Genomic DNA, 21,339 nt, shown 5'->3' on the forward strand with positions numbered 1-21,339 from the left:
TATTTCTCCTTTATTAAAAATATATGCAAACTCGTTTTTTTTCAAATTCACAAACCTTAATTTGCATATCATAAATTTGTGCTAGCATTTCCGTGTTTATAAGCTTGTCTGTGCTATCACAGGCGATTAACTTGCCATTTTTTAGGGCAGCTATCTCATCAGCATAAGTAGCAGCAAAATTTATATCATGCAAGACAACAGCTATTGATTTGTTAAAATCATGCACTAAATTTTGCATTAACTGCATAATTTGAACACAATGTTTCATATCAAGGCTATTTAATGGCTCATCAAAAAAGATAAAATCAGTATCTTGTGCTATAATCATCGCTATAAAGGTCCTTTGTCTTTGACCTCCACTGAGTGTGTCTAAGAATCTATTTTTAAGTTCATAAATTCCCATATAATTTAGGGCAGTGTTAATCTTTTCTTTGTCAATCTTATTTAATTTTCCTTGAGAATAAGGAAAACGTCCAAAGGCTACTAATTCATCGACCCTTAAACGCATATTTATATTATTTTGTTGTTTTAATATAGAAATTTTTTGGGCTAAAATATCGCTTTTATAAGAATTTATAGGTTTATCATTTACATAAATTTCACCACTATCAGCCTTAATAAGACGACTAGCAATAGCTAAAATGGTGCTTTTCCCAGCCCCATTTGCCCCTATTAAAGCAGTAATCTTACCCTTTTTAAAGCTTAAATTTATATTTTCTAAAACAGCTTTTTCGTTATAAAATTTATTAATATTTTCGAGCCTTATCATCTTTTATTATCCTTAAATACTAAATAAATAAAATAAATTCCACCTAGAAAATTTATAATCACACTCACAGTTGTGTTATAGCCAAAAACCTTTGATACGAAAAAAATCGCCCCAACTAGTGCAATCATACTTACAAATACACAAGCAAAAAGTAAAATTTCATGTTTGCAGGTTTTAAAAAGTTCATAAGTTATATTTGCTACTATAAGTCCTAAAAAAGTTATAGGACCTACTAGGGCAGTTGCAATCGAGGTTAAAACAGCAACTATTATCATTAATTTTTTAACTACATTTTGATAATCAATGCCTAAATTTATAGCTAAATCCTTGCCTAAAATCAAAGGATTTAAAATTTTAAGATACTTAAATATTATTAAAAAACAAGCAATAGTAGCAATGCTAGCCAGTAATAAAACATCCAAGGCGATATTATCAAAACTTGCAAACATTCTACCTTGTACAATCATAAATTCATCAGGGTCAATTAATACTTCAAAAAAAGAACTCAATGTACTAAATAAGGTCCCAAAGATTAAGCCTAAAAGCATGATTAAATATATACTTCTTTCGTTTCTAAATAAAATTTTATATAGAAGTAGGGCAAAAAATATCATACAAACTAAGCTTAATAAAAAATTTACATTTTCCTTATAAACACTTAAATTAATAGCCCCAAGGGTAAAAACTAAAAAAGATTGCAAAAGCAAATATAAAGAATCAAGCCCTATAATGCTTGGGGTTAGAATTTTATTATTGCTTATGGTTTGAAAAATAATGGTTGAAACGCCTATGCAAGATGCTACTATTATAACGGCACAAACTTGCATTGAGCGATTTTTAATGGCATATTCGCTAAATTCCCCTGTAAAGCTAAATATATAAGCAACAATTATAACAAGGGCAATAAGCATTAAAATAAGCATTCTTTTAAGCATAGTTTTGTTTCCTAAATAAAAGCAAGATAAAAACAAAACTTCCAACAACTCCTGCTGTTATGCTTATAGGCATTTCAAAAGGATATATTATAAGTCTTGAAAAAATATCACAAATTAGTAAAAACAAAGCCCCACTAAGTGCTATGTATATGAGATTTTTTCTAAGATTATCTCCTCTATAAATTGCTATAATATTTGGAATTATAAGCCCTAAAAAGGGGATAACCCCAACGCTTACAACTATGATTGAAGTGATTATTGAAACTATTAAAAGCCCTATTAATAAGACTAAATTATAAGAAACACCCAAATTTAAGGCAATATCTTCGCCCATTCCAACAATGGTAATTTTATTTGCAAAGAAAAAGGCTAGTAAAAATAGGGGCAAGCTAATATAAATTAACTCATAATTTCCTTGCATTATATTTGTAAAGCTACCTTGTAACCAAGCACCTATGCTTTGAATATAATTTAAACTATAAGCAAAAAATGTACTTATCGCACTAACTATACCTCCAAACATAATGCCTATTAATGGTACAAAGATGATATCTTTAAGCTTGATATATTTTAGCATTTGAATAAAAATAAAACTTCCAATCATAGCAAACAAAGAAGCTATTATACCTTGAATTATAAAGGAATTTGACCCAAAAAAAACTAGGGCTATTAATATACCAAATCTCGCACAATCCATAGTTCCAGCTGTGGTTGGAGATACGAATTTATTTTGCGTTAATTGTTGCATTATAAGCCCACAAATTCCAAGGCTCATTCCCGTTAATATAATGGCAATTAAGCGAGGTATCCTAGTGATTAATAAAATTTCTATATTTTCATAATCTAAAAAATTGCTTAAATTTATGTTTTTAACGCCTACAAAGATGCTTATAAAAGAAAAGATAATAAGTAAGCTAAGCAAAATTTTTAACGAAAAAATATGTCTTAAAAACACAAATATCCTTATAATATAATAATAATTATCAAAGTTGGCTATTGTATCTAAAATTCTTTAATAAGTTATAAAAAATTGATAAGTATTTTTAAAAATAAAAATTTAACCTAGACTTTGTTATAATTTGTAAAAATTCTAAGGATAGTATATGAAAATACGTGTTTATTACGAGGATACTGATGCAGGTGGGGTTGTTTATCATAGTAATTATTTAAAATTTTGTGAAAGAGCAAGGAGTGAAATTTTTTTTCAAAAAAATGCTGATATTTTTGATAAAGATAGGGGACATTTTTTGTTAAAAAGAACTACTTGTGATTTTATAAAATCTGCTAAGCTTGGCGATATTTTAGAGATTAAAACGCAAATTTTAGAACTTAAAAATGCCTCTGTTATCTTAGAACAAGATATTTTTAAAGACGATATCAAAATCTTTTCTGCAAACTTTGTTTTAGCTTATATAAAAGATTCTAAGCCTTGTAAAATGGATGAAAATATTAAAAAATATTTTAAAGAATTATCTACTTAGTCTCTTCAAAATTCCCATTTAAACCACGCATTAAGCGAATATTATAAATAACTTGTGAATTATTTATACTTTCTTCAAATAAGGATTTATTATCGCTTAAAAAATTTGTGTAAAAATAATCAACCCCTATGCTAGTAGCATAAGACACCCAGTTATAATTTATATTTTGATTGAAAATTTCATTTAAATAAGCTAGATTATCATCTGTGTTATTTATGGAATTTGCTATGTAAAAATTGCGTCTGTCATTTAGCTGAGTAAGGCTAAAAAGGGCAGGGTTATAATTTATTTGAGTTGATAAAAGTACGGCTGGATAAATTTTATATACACGCAGTTGAGAACTAATAAGGGCAGTTTTGATTAAGGAGGTATTAAAAAAAATCGTAGTCCCATTTAAAGACTCTTGCGAACGAAGTAAAGATGCAAAATTCATTTTATCACTATTAACATTATAAGTAGACGTATCAGGATTTAGTTGCTTAACTTCGCTTGTTAGGCTATTTAGCAAGGATGAGTTTTCACTAAATATAGCTATCTTTGAATTTCCTTTATTTAAAAGGGTTTTAATTTGTGCTTCGTAATCAATGCCACCAAAAAAGATATTTTCACTTTTTACATTTGTCGTGCTTTTATGCGTTGTAGGTATGAAAATTTTCATATTATCTTGGTAATTTTCAAGTACGCTAACTCCTTTTTGAGTAAGGCCTGCTACTATATATTGATAATTTTGAGCCTTTATTTGTTGTAAGGCCTCTTTTATATTAACACTATCTTCTGTGCCTATTAAAAAAACTTTAAGCTTAATATCTGCCCTTTGTCTTAATAAATAAGCTACACTTGCGTTTATTATGGTGTTAGAATAACTTTTTATAGTTTTTTCAGGGATAATAATGGCAAGTTTTATTGAGGCTGATTTTTGAATATTTTTTTCAAAATCTGTTATGGAATTTAAAAGTTTTGCATAGATATTTACTAAAAGCTGGTCAGTATTTGAGCTAAATTCACTTAAAAAGCTAAGATAAAGTCTTGATTCTAGGTATTCAAGTAGGCAATTTTTGTTACAAACATGAGTGCTTAAATTTGGATATATATTTTCACTTGGTTCTATTTTTGATAATTTTTGACTCTTTGCATAAAGTAATATCGAACTTAGCATTAAAATAAGTATAATTTTTTTCATATAAAACCCTTAATCTTTAATAAATCTTTTTTAAATTCATCTTGATAACTTGGATTTTTTTCTAAAAAATCCATATCAAAACTTGCCATTATAAGACTATTTTTATAAGATAAAATTTCACCTCTTAAAGAGTTAAAATCATCAAATCCCAAAGCCTTAAAAGGATAATAACCTAAGCAAAGTATAAATTTTGGCTTAATTAAATTTATCTCATTTAAGCTAAATGGCAAACAAGATTGTAGCGAAAAATCGTCAACTTTCAAAGAAGAAAAACATTTAATTAGATAAGAAAAATAAAAATTTTCTTCGTTCAGTCCTAAGTTTTCATAGATTAAAGTTTTTAATCTCTCACCTTGCTTTGAATTAAGCAAAATTCCACTCTCATTTTCACTTTTTTGCCCAAAACTTGTTAAAACAAAAAGTCTTGCATTTTTTTGAGTTTTTTGCATTAAAATATGTTTTCTTTGCTTTGAAAATTGACATAAAGAACAAGTACTAGCTGTTTTTCTTAGATTATCAAAGCTTAAATTATATATGTTTTCATCTTTTATCTCATCTAAAAAATCATAACCCATGGCTTTAAGATAATGTAAGCTTCGAATCATTAATGAACTTTCAAGTTTAATTAAACTTTGTAAATTTAACAAAATAAAGGTTAAGAATTGCTTGAAATTTTAAAGCAATTTATAAGTAAGGCTTAGATAAAATACGAACTTTATTTTATATTTTTAAGGAAATTCTTATGAAAAGGACTTATCAACCACATAATACTCCTAAAAAACGCACTCATGGTTTTAGGGTTCGTATGAAAAGTAAAAATGGACGTAAGATTATCAACGCAAGACGTTCTAAGGGTAGAAAAAGACTTGCTGTGTGAGAACTTTTTTTAAATTTGATAGCAATGAAGAATTTACACAAGTTTACAAAACAGGCAAAAAATGGCACTGCAATGGTTTTATTATTTTTTATTTAAAAAGTGAAGAAAAAAAAATGGCAGTTGTAGCAGGTAAAAAGGTGGGTAAGGCAGTTATTAGAAATCGCGTTAAACGCGTTTTAAGGGCTTTATTTTTTAACGCACAAAATAGTTTAAAAAGTGGTAAGTATATTTTTATAGCCAAAGAAGAAATGAAAACTGCACATTTTTTGCGTTTAGAAAAAGATTTAAAATGGGGTTTTAAAAAATTAGAATGTTTAAGATAATTTGTTTAAAGATATTGCGTTTTTATCAGTATTTTATAAGCCCATTAAAGCCTAATTGTTGTAGATATTATCCAAGTTGTTCAAATTTTGCCTTTTTGCAATTTCAAAAAAATAATATTTTCTTAGCCTTTTTTGCAACCTTTATTAGAATTATAAAGTGCAATCCTTTTTTTAAAGGTGGTTTTGATTATCCAAAAATTTCAACTTCTTTTCAAACTATAAGTATATTTAAGCCTTCTTTTTTAGCAAAAAAACCCTTGCGTTTTTTATATATTCCTTATAAAAAAGAAGCGTATTATTTAATTAAAATTTTATAAAGGAACAATGGTGAATCCTATTAATAATAAAAATAATGCTACTCAACAAAAACGAATTTTTTTAGCTGTTATTATCTCTTTTGTATTTTTTATGGTTTATGATTATTTTTTCTTACCAAAAAAGCCTATAAACAGCGAACAAAACACAACTCAAATTAGCACAAATGAAAGTACAATTTCAAATACAGCCCCAGAAGTTAAACAAGAAAACACTTCTTTACCAACGACAAATGCTCCCATTTCACAAAGTCAAAATTTAGTTAAAATTTCTAGCGATTTCTTTGAAGCAGATATTGATATTTATGGACGCATTAGTACTTTTTATTTAAAGGATAAAAAGCATCAAAAAGAAGATGGAAGTAGGGCAAATTTAGTAACAAATGATAAATTGCCACTGCCTTTAGAACTTCGTTTTAATGATACAAATATCAATCAAGAAGCCTTTAATACCCCTTATATTAGCGATGAAAGTGAGCTTATAATAGAAAATGAACATAAAATTTTACATTTAACTCAAAATTTAAGTGATCTAAAAGTAGAAAAAATCATTACCTTTTATCCCAGGGGAAATTATGAGATTGAGATTAAGCTTAGCAAGGATACACCTTATTTTATAAGCCCGGGTTTTAGACCTAGTATAGCAATTGATGGCTACACCGTGCATGGGGCTTTAGTCGTTGATAAGGATGAAAAGATTACTACCTTTGAAGATGAGGATGTGGATGAAAATGAACAAGTAAATAATATTATCATTGCTTCTGCCTTTGATAGATACTATGCTTCTGTGTTTTATAATTTTGACGAACCTTTAAATATAGTTATTAGCCACGATGAAAAAGAAAATCCTATAATTTACGCACAAGCACAAAATAGTTTTAAAGCAGGTGGTTACATAGGTTCAAAAGAACATGCTGTTTTAATGAATATTGATAAAAGGCTTAAAGATGTTATTGAATATGGCTGGTTTACCTTTATAGCTAGGCCTATGTTTGATTTTTTAAATTTCTTACATAAATACATTAATAACTGGGGCTGGGCCATTGTAGTAATGACCTTAATAGTTAGAATTGTGCTATTTCCTCTAACCTATAAATCTATGATGTCTATGAATAAATTAAAAGACTTAGCCCCAAAAATGAAAGAATTAAAAGAACGTTACAAGGGCGATCCACAAAAAATGAATATGCACATGATGGAACTTTATAAAAAACATGGAGCAAATCCTATGAGTGGGTGTTTGCCTATATTTTTACAAATTCCTATATTTTTTGCCATTTATAGAGTTTTGTTAAATGCCACAGAGTTAAAAGACGCCCCTTGGGCGTTTTGGATACATGATTTATCATTAATGGACCCTTATTTTATCTTGCCTATTTTAATGGGTGTGACAATGTTTGTACAACAACTCATTACACCTATGAGTATACAAGACCCTACACAAGCTAAGATTATGAAATTTTTACCTGTAATTTTTACCTTTTTCTTTTTATGGTTTCCAGCAGGACTTACACTTTATTGGTGTGTTAATAACCTTTGTTCTTTACTTCAACAATTTGTTATTAATAAGCTTTTTGCAAGAGAACATCATAAAAGAAAAGAAAGCGAGTAGATTATGAAAATTGAAGCCTCAAATTTAGAAAGCGCCTTAACACAGGCGGCCAAAGAATTACAATGTTCTATTATTGACCTAGAATATGAAATTTTACAATATTCTAAGGGTGGTTTTTTAGGTTTTGGAAAAAAAAATGCTATCATAGAAGTACGTTCCAAAAAAAAGGCATTTAAAAAGGAATTTGAGAAAAAGCCTTATAAAAATTATGAAAAAGATAAAAGATATGAAAAAAATTTTGAAACAAGAAGTGAAAGCAAATTTGAAAGACAAAATTTAACAAATGAAGAAGAAGTAAAACAAGAAGAAGTTGTAATTAGAAAAGAAATTCTAAGAAGTTCTTATAATGTAGAAAGCGATAGGATTTTTGATAGCTTTCATAAGGAAAGTAAAAAAGATATAGATGAAATTTTAAGCGAAATTCGCACAGGGATTGTTTCTTTGCTTGAAAGTATGGAATTTAACATACACTTAGAAGAATTAAGAATGTTTGATGAAAACTGCGTTTTGATTAGACTTGATGGAGAAGATGCAGCCTTAATGATAGGTAAGGAAGCTCATAGATATAAAGCTATGTCTTATCTTTTACATAGTTGGATAAATTCAAAATATGATTTATTAATTAGACTTGAAATAGCACAATTTTTAGAAAATCAAATAAGAGGCATGCAGTTTTATCTACAATCTGTAATTGAAAAGGTACAACTTAGTGGCAGAGGTCAAACAAAGCCCCTTGATGGAGTTTTGATAAAAATAGCCCTAGAACAATTAAGAGCTCAGTTTCCTAATAAATATGTAGGCATTAAGCAAAATGGTGAACAACGTTTTGTAGTTATTAACGATTTTTTTAAAAGAAATGAATGAGACTATAGCAGCCATTTCTACTTCCCATGGAATTTCATCAATTTCTATAGTAAGATTAAGTGGCGATAATGCCCTTTCAATTGCCCTTAAACTTACTCACAAAACAAATTTAAAAGAACGTTACGCTACCCTTTGTAAGCTTTATGATGAAAATAATGATTTTATAGACGAGGCCATTGTACTTTACTTTAAGGCACCCTTTAGTTTTAGTGGTGAAGATATAGTCGAGTTTCAAGTACATGGAGGAGTTAGTGTTAGCGAAGTGGTTTTAGAAAATCTCATAACTTTGGGGGCTAGACTAGCAAGGCCAGGAGAATTTAGCAAAAGGGCTTGTTTAAATGGCAAAATGTCTATTTTAAAGGCCTTAAATATACAGGATTTAATATTTGCAAAATCAAGTTTTGCAGCAAAAATTATAGCTAGAAATTTAGAAGGGAAATTAGGGCTTTTACTTGAAAAAATAAGGCAGGATTTAGTAAAAACTTTGGCCTTTGTTGAAACTAGCATTGATTATGCAGATGATGATTTACCTAAGGATTTGCTTAATCAAATTCAAGCAATGTGTAAGGAAAATGCTGATATTTTAAATGAAATTTATACTATTTCACAAAGTAAAAAGGGCCTGATTGATGGCTTTAAGGTTGCCATTGTAGGAAAGCCAAATGTTGGTAAAAGTTCTTTATTAAATGCCTTTTTAAGTTATGAAAGGGCCATTGTTTCACAAGTACCAGGTACTACAAGAGATAGAGTAGAAGAAAGCTTTTGCCTAGATGGCTTTTTACTTCGTATAATTGATACAGCAGGCATAAGAAATAGTGATGATTTGATTGAAAATAAGGGCATAGAACTTAGTAAAAAAAGCATTGATGAAGCTGATATAATCATAGCTTTATTTGATTATAATTCTTATTTAAGTAAAGAAGATGAGAATTTATACGAACTTTTAAAGGATAATTCAAAAAAAATTTTTTGGGTCTTAAATAAATGCGATTTAAAGCAAAATTTTAAAACCTTTAAGAACTTAGATTTTATAAAAATTAGCACAAAGCATGATATAAACGCACTTAAAAATGCCCTTGTTACATATTTAAAAAGCCTTGATAGTAATGGAGTGATTGTTCATTCTTTATATGTTATAAATGCTTTAAAAAGTGCAAGCGAGGCGATTTTAAGGGCAAAAAATTTAATAAATGAGGAAAATTTAGAACTCTTTGCTTTTGAATTAAACTTAGCTATACAAGAGATTGCAAAATTTACTAAGGATTTTAATAGTGATGAAATTTTAGATGAAATGTTTAGTAATTTTTGTTTAGGAAAATAAAGGATAAAAAATGGATAAAAAAACCATACAAGCTCATAAAATAAGTGATGAGGAGTATCAAGAAATTTTAAATATTCTTGGAAGAGAGCCAAATTTACTTGAACTTGGGGTTATTTCTGCAATGTGGAGCGAACATTGCTCTTATAAGTCTAGTAAAAAATATCTTAGTGGTTTTCCAACTAAGGCAAAATGGGTTATACAAGGGCCTGGAGAAAATGCAGGTGTTATTGATATAGGTCAAGGAATGGTTGCTGTTTTTAAGGTAGAAAGTCATAATCACCCAAGCTTTATAGAGCCTTTTGCAGGTGCAGCAACAGGGGTTGGAGGCATTTTAAGAGATGTTTTTACCATGGGTGCAAGGGTAGTAGCAGGTTTAAATTCGCTTAAATTTGGTGATATTTTTGATGAAAAGGTAGGAAAGCATCAAAAATACCTTGTAAAAGGTGTGGTTAATGGCATAGCACATTATGGAAATTGTATGGGTGTACCTACAATAGGAGGAGAAATAGCCTTTGATTCTTGTTTTAATGGTAATATCTTAGTAAATGCCTTTGCTTTGGGAATTTGTCCTATCAAGGATGTTTTTTATGCTAAGGCAGAAGGCATTGGAAATAGCGTTATTTATGTTGGAAGTAAAACAGGACGCGATGGGCTTGGTGGGGCAGTTATGGCAAGTGATAGCTTTAACGAGTCTAGTAAAACTTTAAGACCTACGGTTCAAATAGGTGACCCATTTAGTGAAAAGCTTTTAATGGAGGCGTGTTTAGAATTATTTAAAACCGATTATATAATAGGCATACAAGATATGGGTGCAGCAGGGCTTACTTCAAGTTCCTTTGAAATGGCTGGAAAAAGTGGGGCTGGAATGAAGCTTTATTTAGACAGGGTGCCTATGAGAGAAGCTAAAATGACTCCTTATGAATTAATGTTAAGTGAAAGTCAAGAAAGAATGCTAATTTGTGCTAAGCATGGCTATGAAAGAGAGATTATTGCTATCTTTGAAAAATATGGACTTGACGCAGTTATTATTGGAGAGGTTACAAATACTTCAAAGATGGAACTTTTCTGGCAAGATGAAAGGGTGGGTTTAATACCGATTGAGCCATTAAGTAAAAAATCACCCGTTTTAAATAGACCTCTTAGTAAGCCTTTGTATTTAAATGAGATAAAGGATTATAAATTTAGCTTAAAAATGAGTGCTAAGGACTTGTTATTAAAAATGCTAAGTAATGAAAACGTAAATGATAAAGGCTTTATTTACGAACAATTTGACTCAACCGTGCAAACTAACACTATAAAGGCTGATGGAGGTCTTGGGGCTAGTGTGATTCGCGTTAAAGAAAATAATGCAAGTATTGCAATGGCTATTGAGTGCAATTCTCGTTTAAATTATATAAATTCAAAAATAGGTGCAGCAAGGGCAGTTATGGATGCAGGTAGAAAGGTAGCTTGTACGGGGGCAAGACCTTTGGCAATAAGTGATTGTTTAAATTATGGAAATCCTCAAAATCCAGAAGTAATGTGGCAATTTGCAAAGGGTTGTGATGGTATTAAAATGGCTTGCAAGGCCTTAAAAACTCCTGTTGTAAGTGGTAATGTTTCACTTTATAATGAAAGCGATAAAATTAGTATTTTTCCAAGTCCAACTATAGTAAATGTAGGGGTTTTAAAGGATTGTAAAAAAAGCTTAAAGGCTAAATTTAGTCCAAATTCAAGCGTTTTTTTAATAGGTAAAACTAGGGGCGAATTTGGGGCAAGTTTAGCTATGAAAATTCAAGATAATAAAGTAGCTGGTAAACTTAAAAAGCCTAAATTTAAACAAGAACTTAGATTATGGAAATTTTTATATAAGGCAAATGAAAACAATCTTTTAACTTGTGCAAATAGCGTAGGAATTGGAGGCTTAGCTTTAAGCTTAGCTAAAATGTGTGCTATTTCAAATCTTAGCATTAATGCAAAATCAAATTTTAAAAATGAAATTTTGCTTTTTGATGAAAGTGCGAGTAGGGTTATTTGTGGGGTAAAAAATGAAAAGAAATTTAGACTTTTAGCTAAGAAATTTAAGTTAAAAATCACAAAATTAGGCACTACAAATAAAGCTAAAAGCTTTAAACTTGATAGCATAAATATTAGTTTTGATGAGCTTAAAAATGCTTATTTTAAGAGCTTTAAAGAACAAATTCAATGATTTTTATTATCTTACTTGTAGCTATTTTTGCCTTTTATTATTATTATAAAACCTGGGGAAAGGAAGATTTTTCTAGTACTATTAATAAATTTAGCCGTGGGGCTAAGGGCTTTGCTAGGGATTTTTCAAGGGGTGTAATGGAAGAAAGGATAGATGAGTTTAGAAGACGGGTTAATTATTATGTAATCGCCCTTTTAGCTAAGATTGCAAAAAGTGATGGCAGGGTTAGCGAAGAAGAAGCGGATATGATAGCCCAGCTTTTAAATGCAAATGCAAAAGATGAAAGAGAAAGGGAGTTTTTAAAAAGAGGTTTTAACGAACATAAAGAAAATTTAAGCGATGTCTATGAAGTGGCAAGGGAATTTATAAAAGAAGTACCCCTGCCAAAGGAAGAATTATTTAATATATTAAAAGTTCTTGTTTTTATGGCCTTAATAGATAGTGATTTTAGCCCTAAAAAACAAGAACTTTTAAATCAAATCGCAAGGGCCTTTTCTATATCGCAAAATGCCTTAAATGCCTTTATAAATGAACTTAGAAACTATAAGCCTTCAAATTCAAAACAAAGTATGGATATAAATACAGCTTACGGGATTTTAAATTTAGATAAAAATGCTAGTATTGAAGATGCAAAAAAGGCTTATAGAAGACTTGCTAAGCAGTATCATCCTGATGTGCTAAATGCAAATAAGGTAAGTGACGAACAATTAAAACAAGGTGTTTTGAAATTTCAGCAAATTAACGAAGCTTACGAACTTCTTAAAAAGAAATTGGAAAATAGATGAAAATTCTTTTGCTTATTGCTATGCGATTATTTATGGGCTTTGTTGAAATAATACTTGTTGTATATGCTTGTTATTTAGGGTATCATTTAGCACAAGATGCTTATTATTTTAAGGGTTTTGTAGGTAAAACTATACAATTTTTAGCCTTTGATAAGGGTAGTTGGATAGTTTCAATCTTAGTTTTTGCAATAACAGTTGGTGCATGTTTTTTTATAGGATATTTTATTATTGAATTTATAAAAATGCTTTTAACCCATGCTATTAATAATATTTGGCGTATTTTAGGTTATCTTGCAATATCATTTATATTTGCCCCTTATCATTTTACAAAGACCTTTATATATTATCCTATACATTGTAGCATAGTTATTTTTAAGTCCTTTTCTTGGCTTATTAGAATTTCACTTATTTTAGCTTGGTTCGTTTTTTTAGGAATTATCATTTTTGCCTTTTATCATTTTAATTTAATTCCTATAATTGTGGATTTTTGCCTTAATAATTATCAAAAAATAATTACTATGAAAAAACTTGATTATTCTTATATTTTCTCATTTTTCTCAATCTTTATAGCAGTTGATTTTATAAGCTTGGGATTTATGTATTTATTTCAAAAATTCCTTCTTTTAATCCATATGAAAGCCTATGAAAGATTAGAAAAAGAACATTTAAGAAAAAAACAAGCACAAGAAGAAAGACAAAAAGAGTATTATAAGGCTTATAAAGAAAGTTATCAAAATGAAGAAAAATACGAAGAAGAACAAGAAGAAGAAAAATTTCAAAGCAAAGAAAATGATAAGGAAGAATTTCTTATGTTATTGCAAATTTTTGGTTTAACAGAAAATACCTTTAATAGAACAAATTTGAAAAAAAGCTATAAAAGGTTGGTAAAATTATTTTACCCTGATTTAAAACCAGAACATGAAAAAGAAGAAGCTCATAAAAAATTTTATTCAATTTCAAGAATGTTATGAAAAATTACAAACACATTTAAAGGATTAAAAATGAAAAAAAAGGCATTAATTAGTGTAAGTGACAAAAAAGGAGTTGTTGAGTTTGCTACAAATTTAGCAAAACTTGGCTTTGATTTGTTATCTACAGGAGGAACATACAAGCTTTTAAAAGAGACTGGTTTAAAGGTGCTTGAAGTAAGTGAGTATACAAAGAGTGTTGAGTTATTTGAAGGCAGGGTTAAGACCTTGCATCCTAGAATTCATGGTGGAATTTTATACAAAAGAAATAATATAAGTCACACAGGTCAAGCTAAAAAATTTGATATAGAAAGCATAGATTTAGTATGCGTAAATTTATATCCTTTTAAAAAAACTACCATGCTTACAAATGATTTTAACGAGATAGTAGAAAATATAGATATAGGAGGTCCTGCTTTAATACGAAGTGCGGCTAAAAACTATAAAGATGTCTTGGTGGTGTGTGACATTTTAGATTATCAAAGGGTAATTAATGCTATTAATAATGGTTATAATGATGAAGAATTTAGGCGAGGTTTAATGATAAAAGCCTTTGAACATACTGCAAATTATGATTCTTATATTGCAAATTATATGAATGAAAGATTTAAAGAAGGCTTTGGAAATAAGAAATTTATAGTAGGTCAAAAGATATTAGATTGTAAATATGGAGAAAATCCTCATCAAAGTGGTGCTTTATATGAATTTGAAAATTTTATTTCTAGTAATTTTAAGGTATTAAAAGGCGATGCAAGTTTTAATAATATAACAGATATTAACGCAGCCCTAAATTTAGCTACTGCCTTTGGGAGCACACCTTGTGTTGCCATTGTTAAGCATGGTAATGCTTGTGGTTTTGCTATAAAAGAAAATTTGGTACAAAGCTATATACATGCCTTAAAATGCGATAGTATTAGTGCTTATGGTGGTGTAGTGGCTATAAACGGTTGTTTAGACGAGACTTTGGCAAATAAGATTAATGAAAGTTATGTTGAAGTAATAATAGCTGCAAATGTTAGTGATGATGCTTTAAGGGTTTTTGAAAATAAAAAACGTATAAAGATTTTTACCCAAAAAAGTAGGTTTTTATTAAAAGCAGTTGATAAGTATGATTTTAAGCATATAAATGGTGGTTTTGTGTATCAAAATAGCGATGAAATTTTAGAAAATGAATTTCAAAATGCAGTTTTAAAGAGTAAAAGGGTGGCAAGTAAGGATGAGTTAAGGGACCTGGAAATAGCCATGACAATCGCAGCTTTTACTAAGTCAAATAATGTAGTTTATGTAAAAGATAGTGCTTTAGTTGCTATAGGAATGGGAATGACAAGTAGGATTGATGCAGCAAAGGTTGCTATTTCAAAGGCTAAGGAAATGAAAATTGATTTAAAAGGTTGCGTTTTAGCTAGTGAAGCCTTTTTTCCATTTAGAGATAGTATAGATGAAGCCGCTAAGGTTGGCGTTAAGGCAGTGATTGAGCCAGGTGGTAGTATAAGGGATATAGAAGTAATTGACGCAGCGAACGAACATGACATGGCACTTTATTTTACAAAGGTTAGGCATTTTTTGCATTAAAATTAAGGGTTTTAAGCTCTTAATTTTGCAAGAAAATATCTCTACTAAACACCTTTTCTTCTATATCTAAAAGCTCATCGCACTTTCTATTTGCAAGTATCAACTCGCTTTTTTCTTTGAATTCATTTAAATCATTAATGATTTTTATACCCATAAAATCACTATCTTTAAGGAGTGGTTCGTATATTATTAACTTAGTTTTTTCTTTTAAAAGATTCATTATATCAATAATGGCTGATTGTCTAAAATTATCTGAGTTCATCTTCATTACAAGGCGATAAATTCCTATTACTTTTGGCTTTTTTTCTAGTATAAGTTTTACAATATAATGCTTTCTTATATCATTTGCCTGTACAATTGCTTTAATTAAAGAATTTGGAATATCTTCATAATTTTGCAAAAGTTGCTTTGTATCCTTTGGCAGGCAATACCCTCCATAACCAAAGCTAGGATTATTATAATGCATACCGATTCTATCATCTAAACAAATTCCTTTGATAATATCACTTGCGTTTAAATTCTTTGAAAGAGCAAAGGAATCTATCTCATTAAAATACGCCACACGCATTGCTAGATAGGTATTTGCAAAAAGTTTCACAGCTTCTGCCTCGTCACTTTTCATAAATAAAATTTGTATTTCTTTTTTATAAGCAGCATTTTTAAGTAAATTAGCAAAAATTTCGCCACTTTTTTTGCTTTTTTCATCACTATAACCTATTACAATCCTACTTGGATATAAATTATCATAAAGGGCTTTTCCTTCTCTTAAAAATTCAGGCGAAAAGCATAAAGTTAAGTCCTTAAATTTATCTTTTAAATTCTTTGTATAGCCTATGGGTATGGTACTTTTTATAATAATACTTGCATTTTTATTAAGTTTAATAATATCATTTATAACGCTTTCTATAGAACTTGTATCAAAAAATTTACTCTGTGTATTATAATCAGTTGGTGTTGCAATAATGATAAAATCGCTATTTTTATAGGCTTCTTCTTTATCTAGGGTAGCTTTGAAATTTAAGGCTTTAAGGCTTAAAAATTCTTTTATCTCTTTATCATCAATTGGGCTTTTTTTAGCATTTAAAAGACTTACTTTTTTCTCATCTATATCAAGGGCTATCACTTCATTTTGTTGGGCTAAAAGTAAGGCATTTGAAAGCCCTACATAACCAGTTCCTACAATTGTTATTTTCATATTTTTCTTTCAAATTTAATAAAGAAAAAATTATAACAAATTATTTTTAATTTTAAATATTTGGATAAAGTGCCTTTTTGAAATTTTTAGCAATCATATTTGCTCTTTGCAAGATAACATTGCTCATTTCATCATTGTAAATTGATTTTAAACTTTCTTCAAATAAACTTAACCAATTATCAAAAAGTTCTATCTTAAAAGGTGGCAAATCCATATGCTTTTTTAAGGGTTGACCATTATAATCACCTTCCCCAAGCAACATTCCAGTCCAGAAATTTCCTATTTTTTTCTTATGTTTTTTCCACTCTTCATTACTAACCCCAACTGCCTTATTAAAAATAGGTCCTAAATTTTCATCTATTCTTATTTTTTCGTAAAAAATTTCCATTAATTTAGCTATGCTTTCTTGATTTATGGTTTCGTATTTTGACATTTTTTATCCTTTAAAATTTACTAAGCGTTAATATATCAAAATTAAGATTTTAAAATATTAACAAGGGTTAAGGAATGCAAGAATATTTAGAATTTTTAAAAAATATAGGGCTTGTTAAAAAATATCCAAAAAAGGCTATTTTATTCTATGAAGGTGAAATAGCTTTGAATTTACTTATATTAATAAAGGGCAAGGTACGTGTTTATAAGTGTTTAAATGATAAAGAATTAAGTTTGCATTTTTTTACGCCTGCAAGTTTTATAGCTGAAATGGCTACCTTAAAAGAAATTCCTTATCCTGCAAATGCTGAATGCCTTGAAGAGAGTGAAATTTTAGAAGTAAATATAAATGATTTTAAAAGACTTTGTAAGGAAAATGAAAAATTTAATATGCTTTTACTTAGTTCTTTATTTGAAAAAATCCAAATTTTAGGCAAAAATTTAATGCAAAATTCTATGCCCTTGAGAGTAAAATTACTAAATTATCTTTTAGAAAATGAAAGAAATTTAGCTAAAATATCTCAAAAACAAATTGCAAGTTATTTAAATATAAGGGTTGAATCCTTATCAAGGGTGATTAAAGAACTTAAAATTCAAGGTTTAATCAACACAAAGCAGGGTAAAATTTTCTTGCTTGATAAAGAAGAGATTATTAAGGAGTGCATTTAGTATGGATTATAATTTTTTACTAACTTCAATAATGCCCTTTTTACATGCAGCCTTTTTAACTATAAAACTTAGTTTTTTTGGTATAGTTTTTTCTTTTATAATTGGCTTTTTTTGTATATTAATGACTTATTTTAAATTTAATTTTTTAGAAAAGATTTGTAAAATTTATATTGAATTTTCAAGGAATACCCCACTTTTAATACAGCTTTTCTTTTTGTATTATGCCTTGCCTAAATTTGATATACACTTAGAAAAACTGCCATTAATTGATTTAATATGCCTTAGCGTTGATGATAGTTTAAGACCTTCTTTTGCTTGTGCTGTTGTGGGGCTTAGCTTTTTGGGTGGTTCTTATATGGCTGAAAGTTTAAGGGCAGGTTTTGAAGCAGTGAGAAAACAGCAATTTGAAGCAGGTCTTTCACTTGGCTTTACACATTGGCAAAATTTGCGTTTTATAATTTTTCCTCAAGCCTTAAGTGTCGCAATGCCTAGCATTAGTGCAAATATTATTTTTTTAATTAAAGAAACCTCAGTAGTTAGCATTATAGCTTTGCCTGATTTAGTTACTTTGATGAAAAATTTAAATTCCTTGACCTATAAGACGGATGAGCTTTTATTTATGCTTTTTATGTCTTATTTAATTATAATCTTGCCACTTTCCTTAATCTTATCTTGGTATGAAAAAAGGCTAATAAATGGTTGATTTACTTAGTTTAAGCACCTTTTATAGACTTTGGCAAGGACTTTTTATAACCCTTGAAATTTCAGTTATAAGCTTGATTTTTACCTCTGTTTTTGGCTTAATTTTAGGCATTATAATGTGTCTTAAAAATCCATATACTTATGCTTTGTGTCGTTTTGGCTTAGAATTTGTTAGGGTAATGCCCTTGCTTGTATGGCTTTTTATAGTGTATTTTGGCTTTTCAAGGTGGTTAAATATCAATATAAACTCAGTAAATTCTACTATTATCGTATTTAGTATTTGGGGCAGTTTAGAAATGATGGATTTAGTTCGTTCTTCATTAAAAAGCATACCAAAACACCAATACGAAAGTGCGGTCTCATTAGGATTAAACACAAGGCAAACTTATTTTTTTATTATTATTCCACAAGCCTTTGCAAGATTAACCCCTGCAAGTATAAATTTATTAACTAGAATGATAAAAAGTACTACCTTTGCTTATTTAATAGGAGCAGTTGAACTTGTAAAAGTAGGGCAGCAAATTATAGAACTTCACAATAAAAACGACTTAGCACCCTTTATAATCTATGGTTTGATATTTTTCATATATTTTTTAGTGTGCTATCCCTTATCTTTATATTCAAAAAAATTAGAAAAAAAATGGAGTTAGAATGATTTTAAAGATAGAAAATTTACAAAAATTCTATGGAACTCACCAGGTTTTAAAAGATATAAATTTAGAAGTTAAGCAAAGCGAGGTTGTAGTGATTTTAGGACCAAGTGGCTGTGGTAAATCTACGCTTTTAAGGTGCATAAATGGGCTTGAAGAGATTAAGGATGGAAGTATTTATATAGAAAATGAAAAAATAACAAAGGATTTTAAAGAATGGACTAAAATTCGCCAAAAGGTAGGAATGGTTTTTCAATCTTATGAATTGTTTGAACATTTAAGTGTTAAAGAAAATATATGTTTAGGTCCTTTAAAGGTACAAAAAAGAAATAAAGATGAAATTTTACAAGAGGCTAAAATGTGGCTTGAAAAGGTTGGCTTAGCTCATAAAATAGATGCTTACCCAAGGCAGTTAAGTGGAGGGCAAAAACAAAGGATTGCCATAGTTAGAAGCCTTTGTATGAATCCAAAATTAATGCTTTTTGATGAAGTTACTGCTGCACTTGACCCTGAAATTGTTAGAGAGGTTTTAGAGGTGATTTTAAATTTAGCTAAAGAAGGTATGACCATGCTTATAGTAACGCATGAAATGGGCTTTGCTAAAGCAGTTGCTGATAAGATTGTTTTCATGGATGAAGGACAAATCGTAGAAACTAATACCCCAAAGGCATTTTTTGAAAATCCTCACTCAAAAAGAGCGAAGAAATTCTTAAATTTATTTGATTATCATACTTAAGTTATTTTAACAAGCCTTCAAAGTCCATTTTTATATCTTTAAATTCTATCTCTAAGTCACAAATTGCCTTATAATCATCATTTTTCATAAAATTAACTCTTATATCATCCTTACAAATTCTTTCTTTATAAAGTTCTACTTGCTTATTTGCATTTTCTAAGGGCTTTTTAGTGGCTAAAATTTGCCTTGTTATATCATCTGCTATATTTTTAACATAGTCTATATAAGCATCATCAAGCTTAATATCTTTTATCTTAGTTCCATTTTGATAAAAATTACTAAAGCTTTTGCCATTTTTTAAGCTAATTATATTATATCCATCACTTCTTCCTGCCATATTTACAGGCACAAAAATGTATTCTTCTTCTATTAAATTATTTTGTGAATAATCACTTATCAAATAGGCAAAATTTGGATACTGCTTAGAATAAACTATGCTAGAAAATAAGGTTGATTCTTCCATTCTATAAACTAGCATATTATCAAAATCTACAATCTTAGTTTCTACGATAATATCATCATCGCTAAGGCGAAAAATTTTACTCATATTTTCATTTGCAATCAAATAAAAAAGCTCATTTAATGGGTCGTACGCATAATGTTCGCTTACATTTTCATTTTCATAACTTTCTATAAATTCTCTAATTAAAATTCCACTTTGCTTATCTTTTATAAAAAGTCTCCCAAGCCCATTAGCAAAGCCATTTTTACAGCTACCATCCCAATAAGCATCAATATAACTTATATAATCCTTGCTTACTTCTTTATAGATAATCTTACAATCTTGCTTATGATTTTTAGGTTGCATTAAATGTTTTATATTTTCATCTTTTTTGTATTGTTCTTTTATGTGTTTGTAAACTTGTAACCTTTCTCTTTCAAATTGTAAAATTTCATTATTAAGATTTAGCTTTGCTTGAGTTATTTTGTTTGAACAAGCTACAAAAAATAATGCAAATACTAAGTAGCTTATTTTTTTCATTTATATCCCCTTGTATTTTACTTCCCTTGAACTTAGAATTTATTCTATTTTTTCTTAGCATTTTATAAAGTGTGTAAATTTGTCAAATTTTTTACATAAAAGTGTTTAAAAAAGTAAAGTTAAGTTAAATAAATTTTTCATGCTTATAAAATTTTGTCCTTGCTTTTGCAAAACTCACTTAAAAAGCATTCCTTGCAAAGTGGATTTTTAGCCTTGCAAATATATCTACCAAAAAGGACCATTGCTTGGTGTAAATAATTTAAATTATCCACAAAAATAGCACTTAAATCCTTTTCGGTTAATTCAGGGGTCTTTGCCTTGCTTAAATTTAAGCGATGTGCTACGCGAAAAACATGGGTATCAACGGCCATAAAATTTGCCCCGCACCATTCTATTAAAACAACATGGGCTGTTTTTTGCCCTACACCTGCTAAGGATTTTAAATCATCTTCATTAAGTGGAATTTCTCCCTTAAAATTTTGCTTAACAGCCTTAGCCATTTTTATTAAATTTTCTGCCTTATTGTTAAAAAAAGAACAACTTTGTATAAGGCTTTTTAAGTGCGTTATTTTGGCATTACAAAGGGTATTTATATCAGGGTAAGTTTTAAAAAGTGCAGGGGTGATTAAATTTACTCTTTTATCCGTACATTGTGCAGAAAGCATAACGCAAACTAAAAGCTCATATAAATTATTAAATTTAAGCTCAGTAGTAGGATTTTGATACTTTTGTAAAAAAAGTTCTTTAATTTTTAAATTTCTTTTCATTTTTTTATTTTAATTAA

At 28.9% G+C, this 21,339-nt stretch carries 24 protein-coding genes; 15 read left to right on the top strand and 9 right to left on the bottom strand.

Annotated elements, in window-relative coordinates; all coding sequences use genetic code 11:
* Positions 1-13 precede the first annotated feature (13 nt).
* Genes FMM58_RS05090 through FMM58_RS05100 form a run of 3 tightly spaced genes read right to left on the bottom strand, consistent with a single transcriptional unit; the run spans position 14 to position 2,659 of the window.
* Positions 14-769 carry an ABC transporter ATP-binding protein gene (locus FMM58_RS05090; protein WP_150139947.1) on the bottom strand — a complete coding sequence of 252 codons (756 nt, stop codon included), beginning with the start codon at positions 767-769 and terminating at the stop codon, positions 14-16.
* Positions 766-1,704, bottom strand: coding sequence for an iron chelate uptake ABC transporter family permease subunit (locus tag FMM58_RS05095; RefSeq protein WP_150139948.1), 939 nt, complete (start codon positions 1,702-1,704; stop codon positions 766-768). Before FMM58_RS05095 ends, FMM58_RS05090 begins: the two co-directional genes overlap by 4 nt.
* The gene (locus FMM58_RS05100; protein ID WP_150180467.1) at positions 1,697-2,659 is read right to left on the bottom strand and encodes an ABC transporter permease; all 963 of its coding nucleotides are present in this window, start codon (positions 2,657-2,659) and stop codon (positions 1,697-1,699) included. Before FMM58_RS05100 ends, FMM58_RS05095 begins: the two co-directional genes overlap by 8 nt.
* Before the next feature lie 148 nt (positions 2,660-2,807).
* On the opposite strand from FMM58_RS05100, the gene FMM58_RS05105 reads away from it, so the two are divergent.
* Positions 2,808-3,185, top strand: coding sequence for a YbgC/FadM family acyl-CoA thioesterase (locus FMM58_RS05105; RefSeq protein ID WP_150139950.1), 378 nt, complete (start codon positions 2,808-2,810; stop codon positions 3,183-3,185).
* Here the strand turns inward: FMM58_RS05105 and FMM58_RS05110 are convergent.
* Both FMM58_RS05110 and FMM58_RS08695 read right to left on the bottom strand, forming a co-directional pair.
* Positions 3,178-4,365 carry a hypothetical protein gene (locus FMM58_RS05110; RefSeq protein WP_190317949.1) on the bottom strand — a complete coding sequence of 396 codons (1,188 nt, stop codon included), beginning with the start codon at positions 4,363-4,365 and terminating at the stop codon, positions 3,178-3,180. The genes FMM58_RS05105 and FMM58_RS05110 overlap by 8 nt on opposite strands.
* Entirely contained in the window at positions 4,362-4,970 is a 609-nt protein-coding gene (locus FMM58_RS08695) for a uracil-DNA glycosylase family protein (protein WP_190317950.1), read from the bottom strand. Before FMM58_RS08695 ends, FMM58_RS05110 begins: the two co-directional genes overlap by 4 nt.
* Positions 4,971-5,107: 137 nt before the next feature.
* On the opposite strand from FMM58_RS08695, the gene rpmH reads away from it, so the two are divergent.
* Genes rpmH through purH form a run of 10 tightly spaced genes read left to right on the top strand, consistent with a single transcriptional unit; the run spans position 5,108 to position 15,189 of the window.
* Positions 5,108-5,242, top strand: a complete 135-nt coding sequence (rpmH, locus tag FMM58_RS05115; protein WP_150139951.1) for a 50S ribosomal protein L34 — start codon at positions 5,108-5,110, stop codon at positions 5,240-5,242.
* Positions 5,239-5,565 carry a ribonuclease P protein component gene (gene rnpA, locus FMM58_RS05120; protein ID WP_150139952.1) on the top strand — a complete coding sequence of 109 codons (327 nt, stop codon included), beginning with the start codon at positions 5,239-5,241 and terminating at the stop codon, positions 5,563-5,565. The genes rpmH and rnpA overlap by 4 nt, the downstream gene beginning before the upstream one ends.
* Entirely contained in the window at positions 5,553-5,882 is a 330-nt protein-coding gene (yidD, locus tag FMM58_RS05125) for a membrane protein insertion efficiency factor YidD (RefSeq protein WP_150139953.1), read from the top strand. Before rnpA ends, yidD begins: the two co-directional genes overlap by 13 nt.
* Positions 5,883-5,901: 19 nt before the next feature.
* A complete protein-coding gene (yidC, locus tag FMM58_RS05130; protein ID WP_150139989.1) occupies positions 5,902-7,491 on the top strand; it encodes a membrane protein insertase YidC in 1,590 nt (529 codons plus the stop codon).
* 3 nt (positions 7,492-7,494) lie between these two features.
* A complete protein-coding gene (locus tag FMM58_RS05135; protein WP_150139954.1) occupies positions 7,495-8,355 on the top strand; it encodes a Jag N-terminal domain-containing protein in 861 nt (286 codons plus the stop codon).
* The gene (mnmE, locus tag FMM58_RS05140) at positions 8,348-9,676 is read left to right on the top strand and encodes a tRNA uridine-5-carboxymethylaminomethyl(34) synthesis GTPase MnmE (RefSeq protein WP_150180468.1); all 1,329 of its coding nucleotides are present in this window, start codon (positions 8,348-8,350) and stop codon (positions 9,674-9,676) included. Before FMM58_RS05135 ends, mnmE begins: the two co-directional genes overlap by 8 nt.
* A gap of 10 nt (positions 9,677-9,686) precedes the next feature.
* Positions 9,687-11,864: a phosphoribosylformylglycinamidine synthase subunit PurL gene (gene purL, locus FMM58_RS05145; RefSeq protein ID WP_150139956.1), complete on the top strand. Its 2,178-nt coding sequence runs from the start codon at positions 9,687-9,689 to the stop codon at positions 11,862-11,864.
* Positions 11,861-12,649, top strand: coding sequence for a DnaJ domain-containing protein (locus FMM58_RS05150; RefSeq protein WP_150139957.1), 789 nt, complete (start codon positions 11,861-11,863; stop codon positions 12,647-12,649). Before purL ends, FMM58_RS05150 begins: the two co-directional genes overlap by 4 nt.
* Positions 12,646-13,620, top strand: coding sequence for a hypothetical protein (locus tag FMM58_RS05155; protein WP_150139958.1), 975 nt, complete (start codon positions 12,646-12,648; stop codon positions 13,618-13,620). Before FMM58_RS05150 ends, FMM58_RS05155 begins: the two co-directional genes overlap by 4 nt.
* A gap of 30 nt (positions 13,621-13,650) precedes the next feature.
* Complete coding sequence (gene purH, locus FMM58_RS05160; RefSeq protein WP_150139959.1) at positions 13,651-15,189, top strand: bifunctional phosphoribosylaminoimidazolecarboxamide formyltransferase/IMP cyclohydrolase; 1,539 nt, start codon at positions 13,651-13,653, stop codon at positions 15,187-15,189.
* Positions 15,190-15,208: 19 nt separating this feature from the next.
* Here purH and FMM58_RS05165 read toward each other — a convergent pair whose 3' ends face one another.
* Both FMM58_RS05165 and FMM58_RS05170 read right to left on the bottom strand, forming a co-directional pair.
* On the bottom strand, positions 15,209-16,384 hold the full coding sequence (locus FMM58_RS05165) for a nucleotide sugar dehydrogenase (protein ID WP_150180469.1): 1,176 nt from the start codon (positions 16,382-16,384) through the stop codon (positions 15,209-15,211).
* Between the two features lie 52 nt (positions 16,385-16,436).
* Positions 16,437-16,817 (bottom strand): group III truncated hemoglobin, encoded by a 381-nt coding sequence (locus tag FMM58_RS05170; RefSeq protein WP_150139961.1) that lies wholly within the window; start codon positions 16,815-16,817, stop codon positions 16,437-16,439.
* 74 nt (positions 16,818-16,891) lie between these two features.
* On the opposite strand from FMM58_RS05170, the gene FMM58_RS05175 reads away from it, so the two are divergent.
* The 4 genes from FMM58_RS05175 to FMM58_RS05190 are packed head-to-tail and all read left to right on the top strand — an operon-like array spanning position 16,892 to position 19,573.
* A complete protein-coding gene (locus FMM58_RS05175; protein ID WP_150139962.1) occupies positions 16,892-17,485 on the top strand; it encodes a Crp/Fnr family transcriptional regulator in 594 nt (197 codons plus the stop codon).
* A 1-nt stretch (position 17,486) separates the two neighbouring features.
* Positions 17,487-18,188, top strand: coding sequence for an amino acid ABC transporter permease (locus FMM58_RS05180; protein ID WP_150139963.1), 702 nt, complete (start codon positions 17,487-17,489; stop codon positions 18,186-18,188).
* Entirely contained in the window at positions 18,181-18,837 is a 657-nt protein-coding gene (locus tag FMM58_RS05185; RefSeq protein WP_150139964.1) for an amino acid ABC transporter permease, read from the top strand. The genes FMM58_RS05180 and FMM58_RS05185 overlap by 8 nt, the downstream gene beginning before the upstream one ends.
* Position 18,838: 1 nt before the next feature.
* Positions 18,839-19,573, top strand: a complete 735-nt coding sequence (locus FMM58_RS05190; RefSeq protein WP_150139965.1) for an amino acid ABC transporter ATP-binding protein — start codon at positions 18,839-18,841, stop codon at positions 19,571-19,573.
* A gap of 1 nt (position 19,574) precedes the next feature.
* On the opposite strand, the gene FMM58_RS05195 is transcribed toward FMM58_RS05190, so the two are convergent.
* Together FMM58_RS05195 and nth are read right to left on the bottom strand one after the other, a co-directional pair.
* On the bottom strand, positions 19,575-20,555 hold the full coding sequence (locus tag FMM58_RS05195; RefSeq protein ID WP_150180470.1) for a hypothetical protein: 981 nt from the start codon (positions 20,553-20,555) through the stop codon (positions 19,575-19,577).
* A gap of 143 nt (positions 20,556-20,698) precedes the next feature.
* Complete coding sequence (gene nth / locus FMM58_RS05200) at positions 20,699-21,322, bottom strand: endonuclease III (RefSeq protein WP_150139967.1); 624 nt, start codon at positions 21,320-21,322, stop codon at positions 20,699-20,701.
* Positions 21,323-21,339: the final 17 nt, after the last annotated feature.

Source organism: Campylobacter sp. LR291e, from assembly GCF_008633915.1.
Classification (GTDB): Bacteria; Campylobacterota; Campylobacteria; order Campylobacterales; family Campylobacteraceae; genus Campylobacter_D.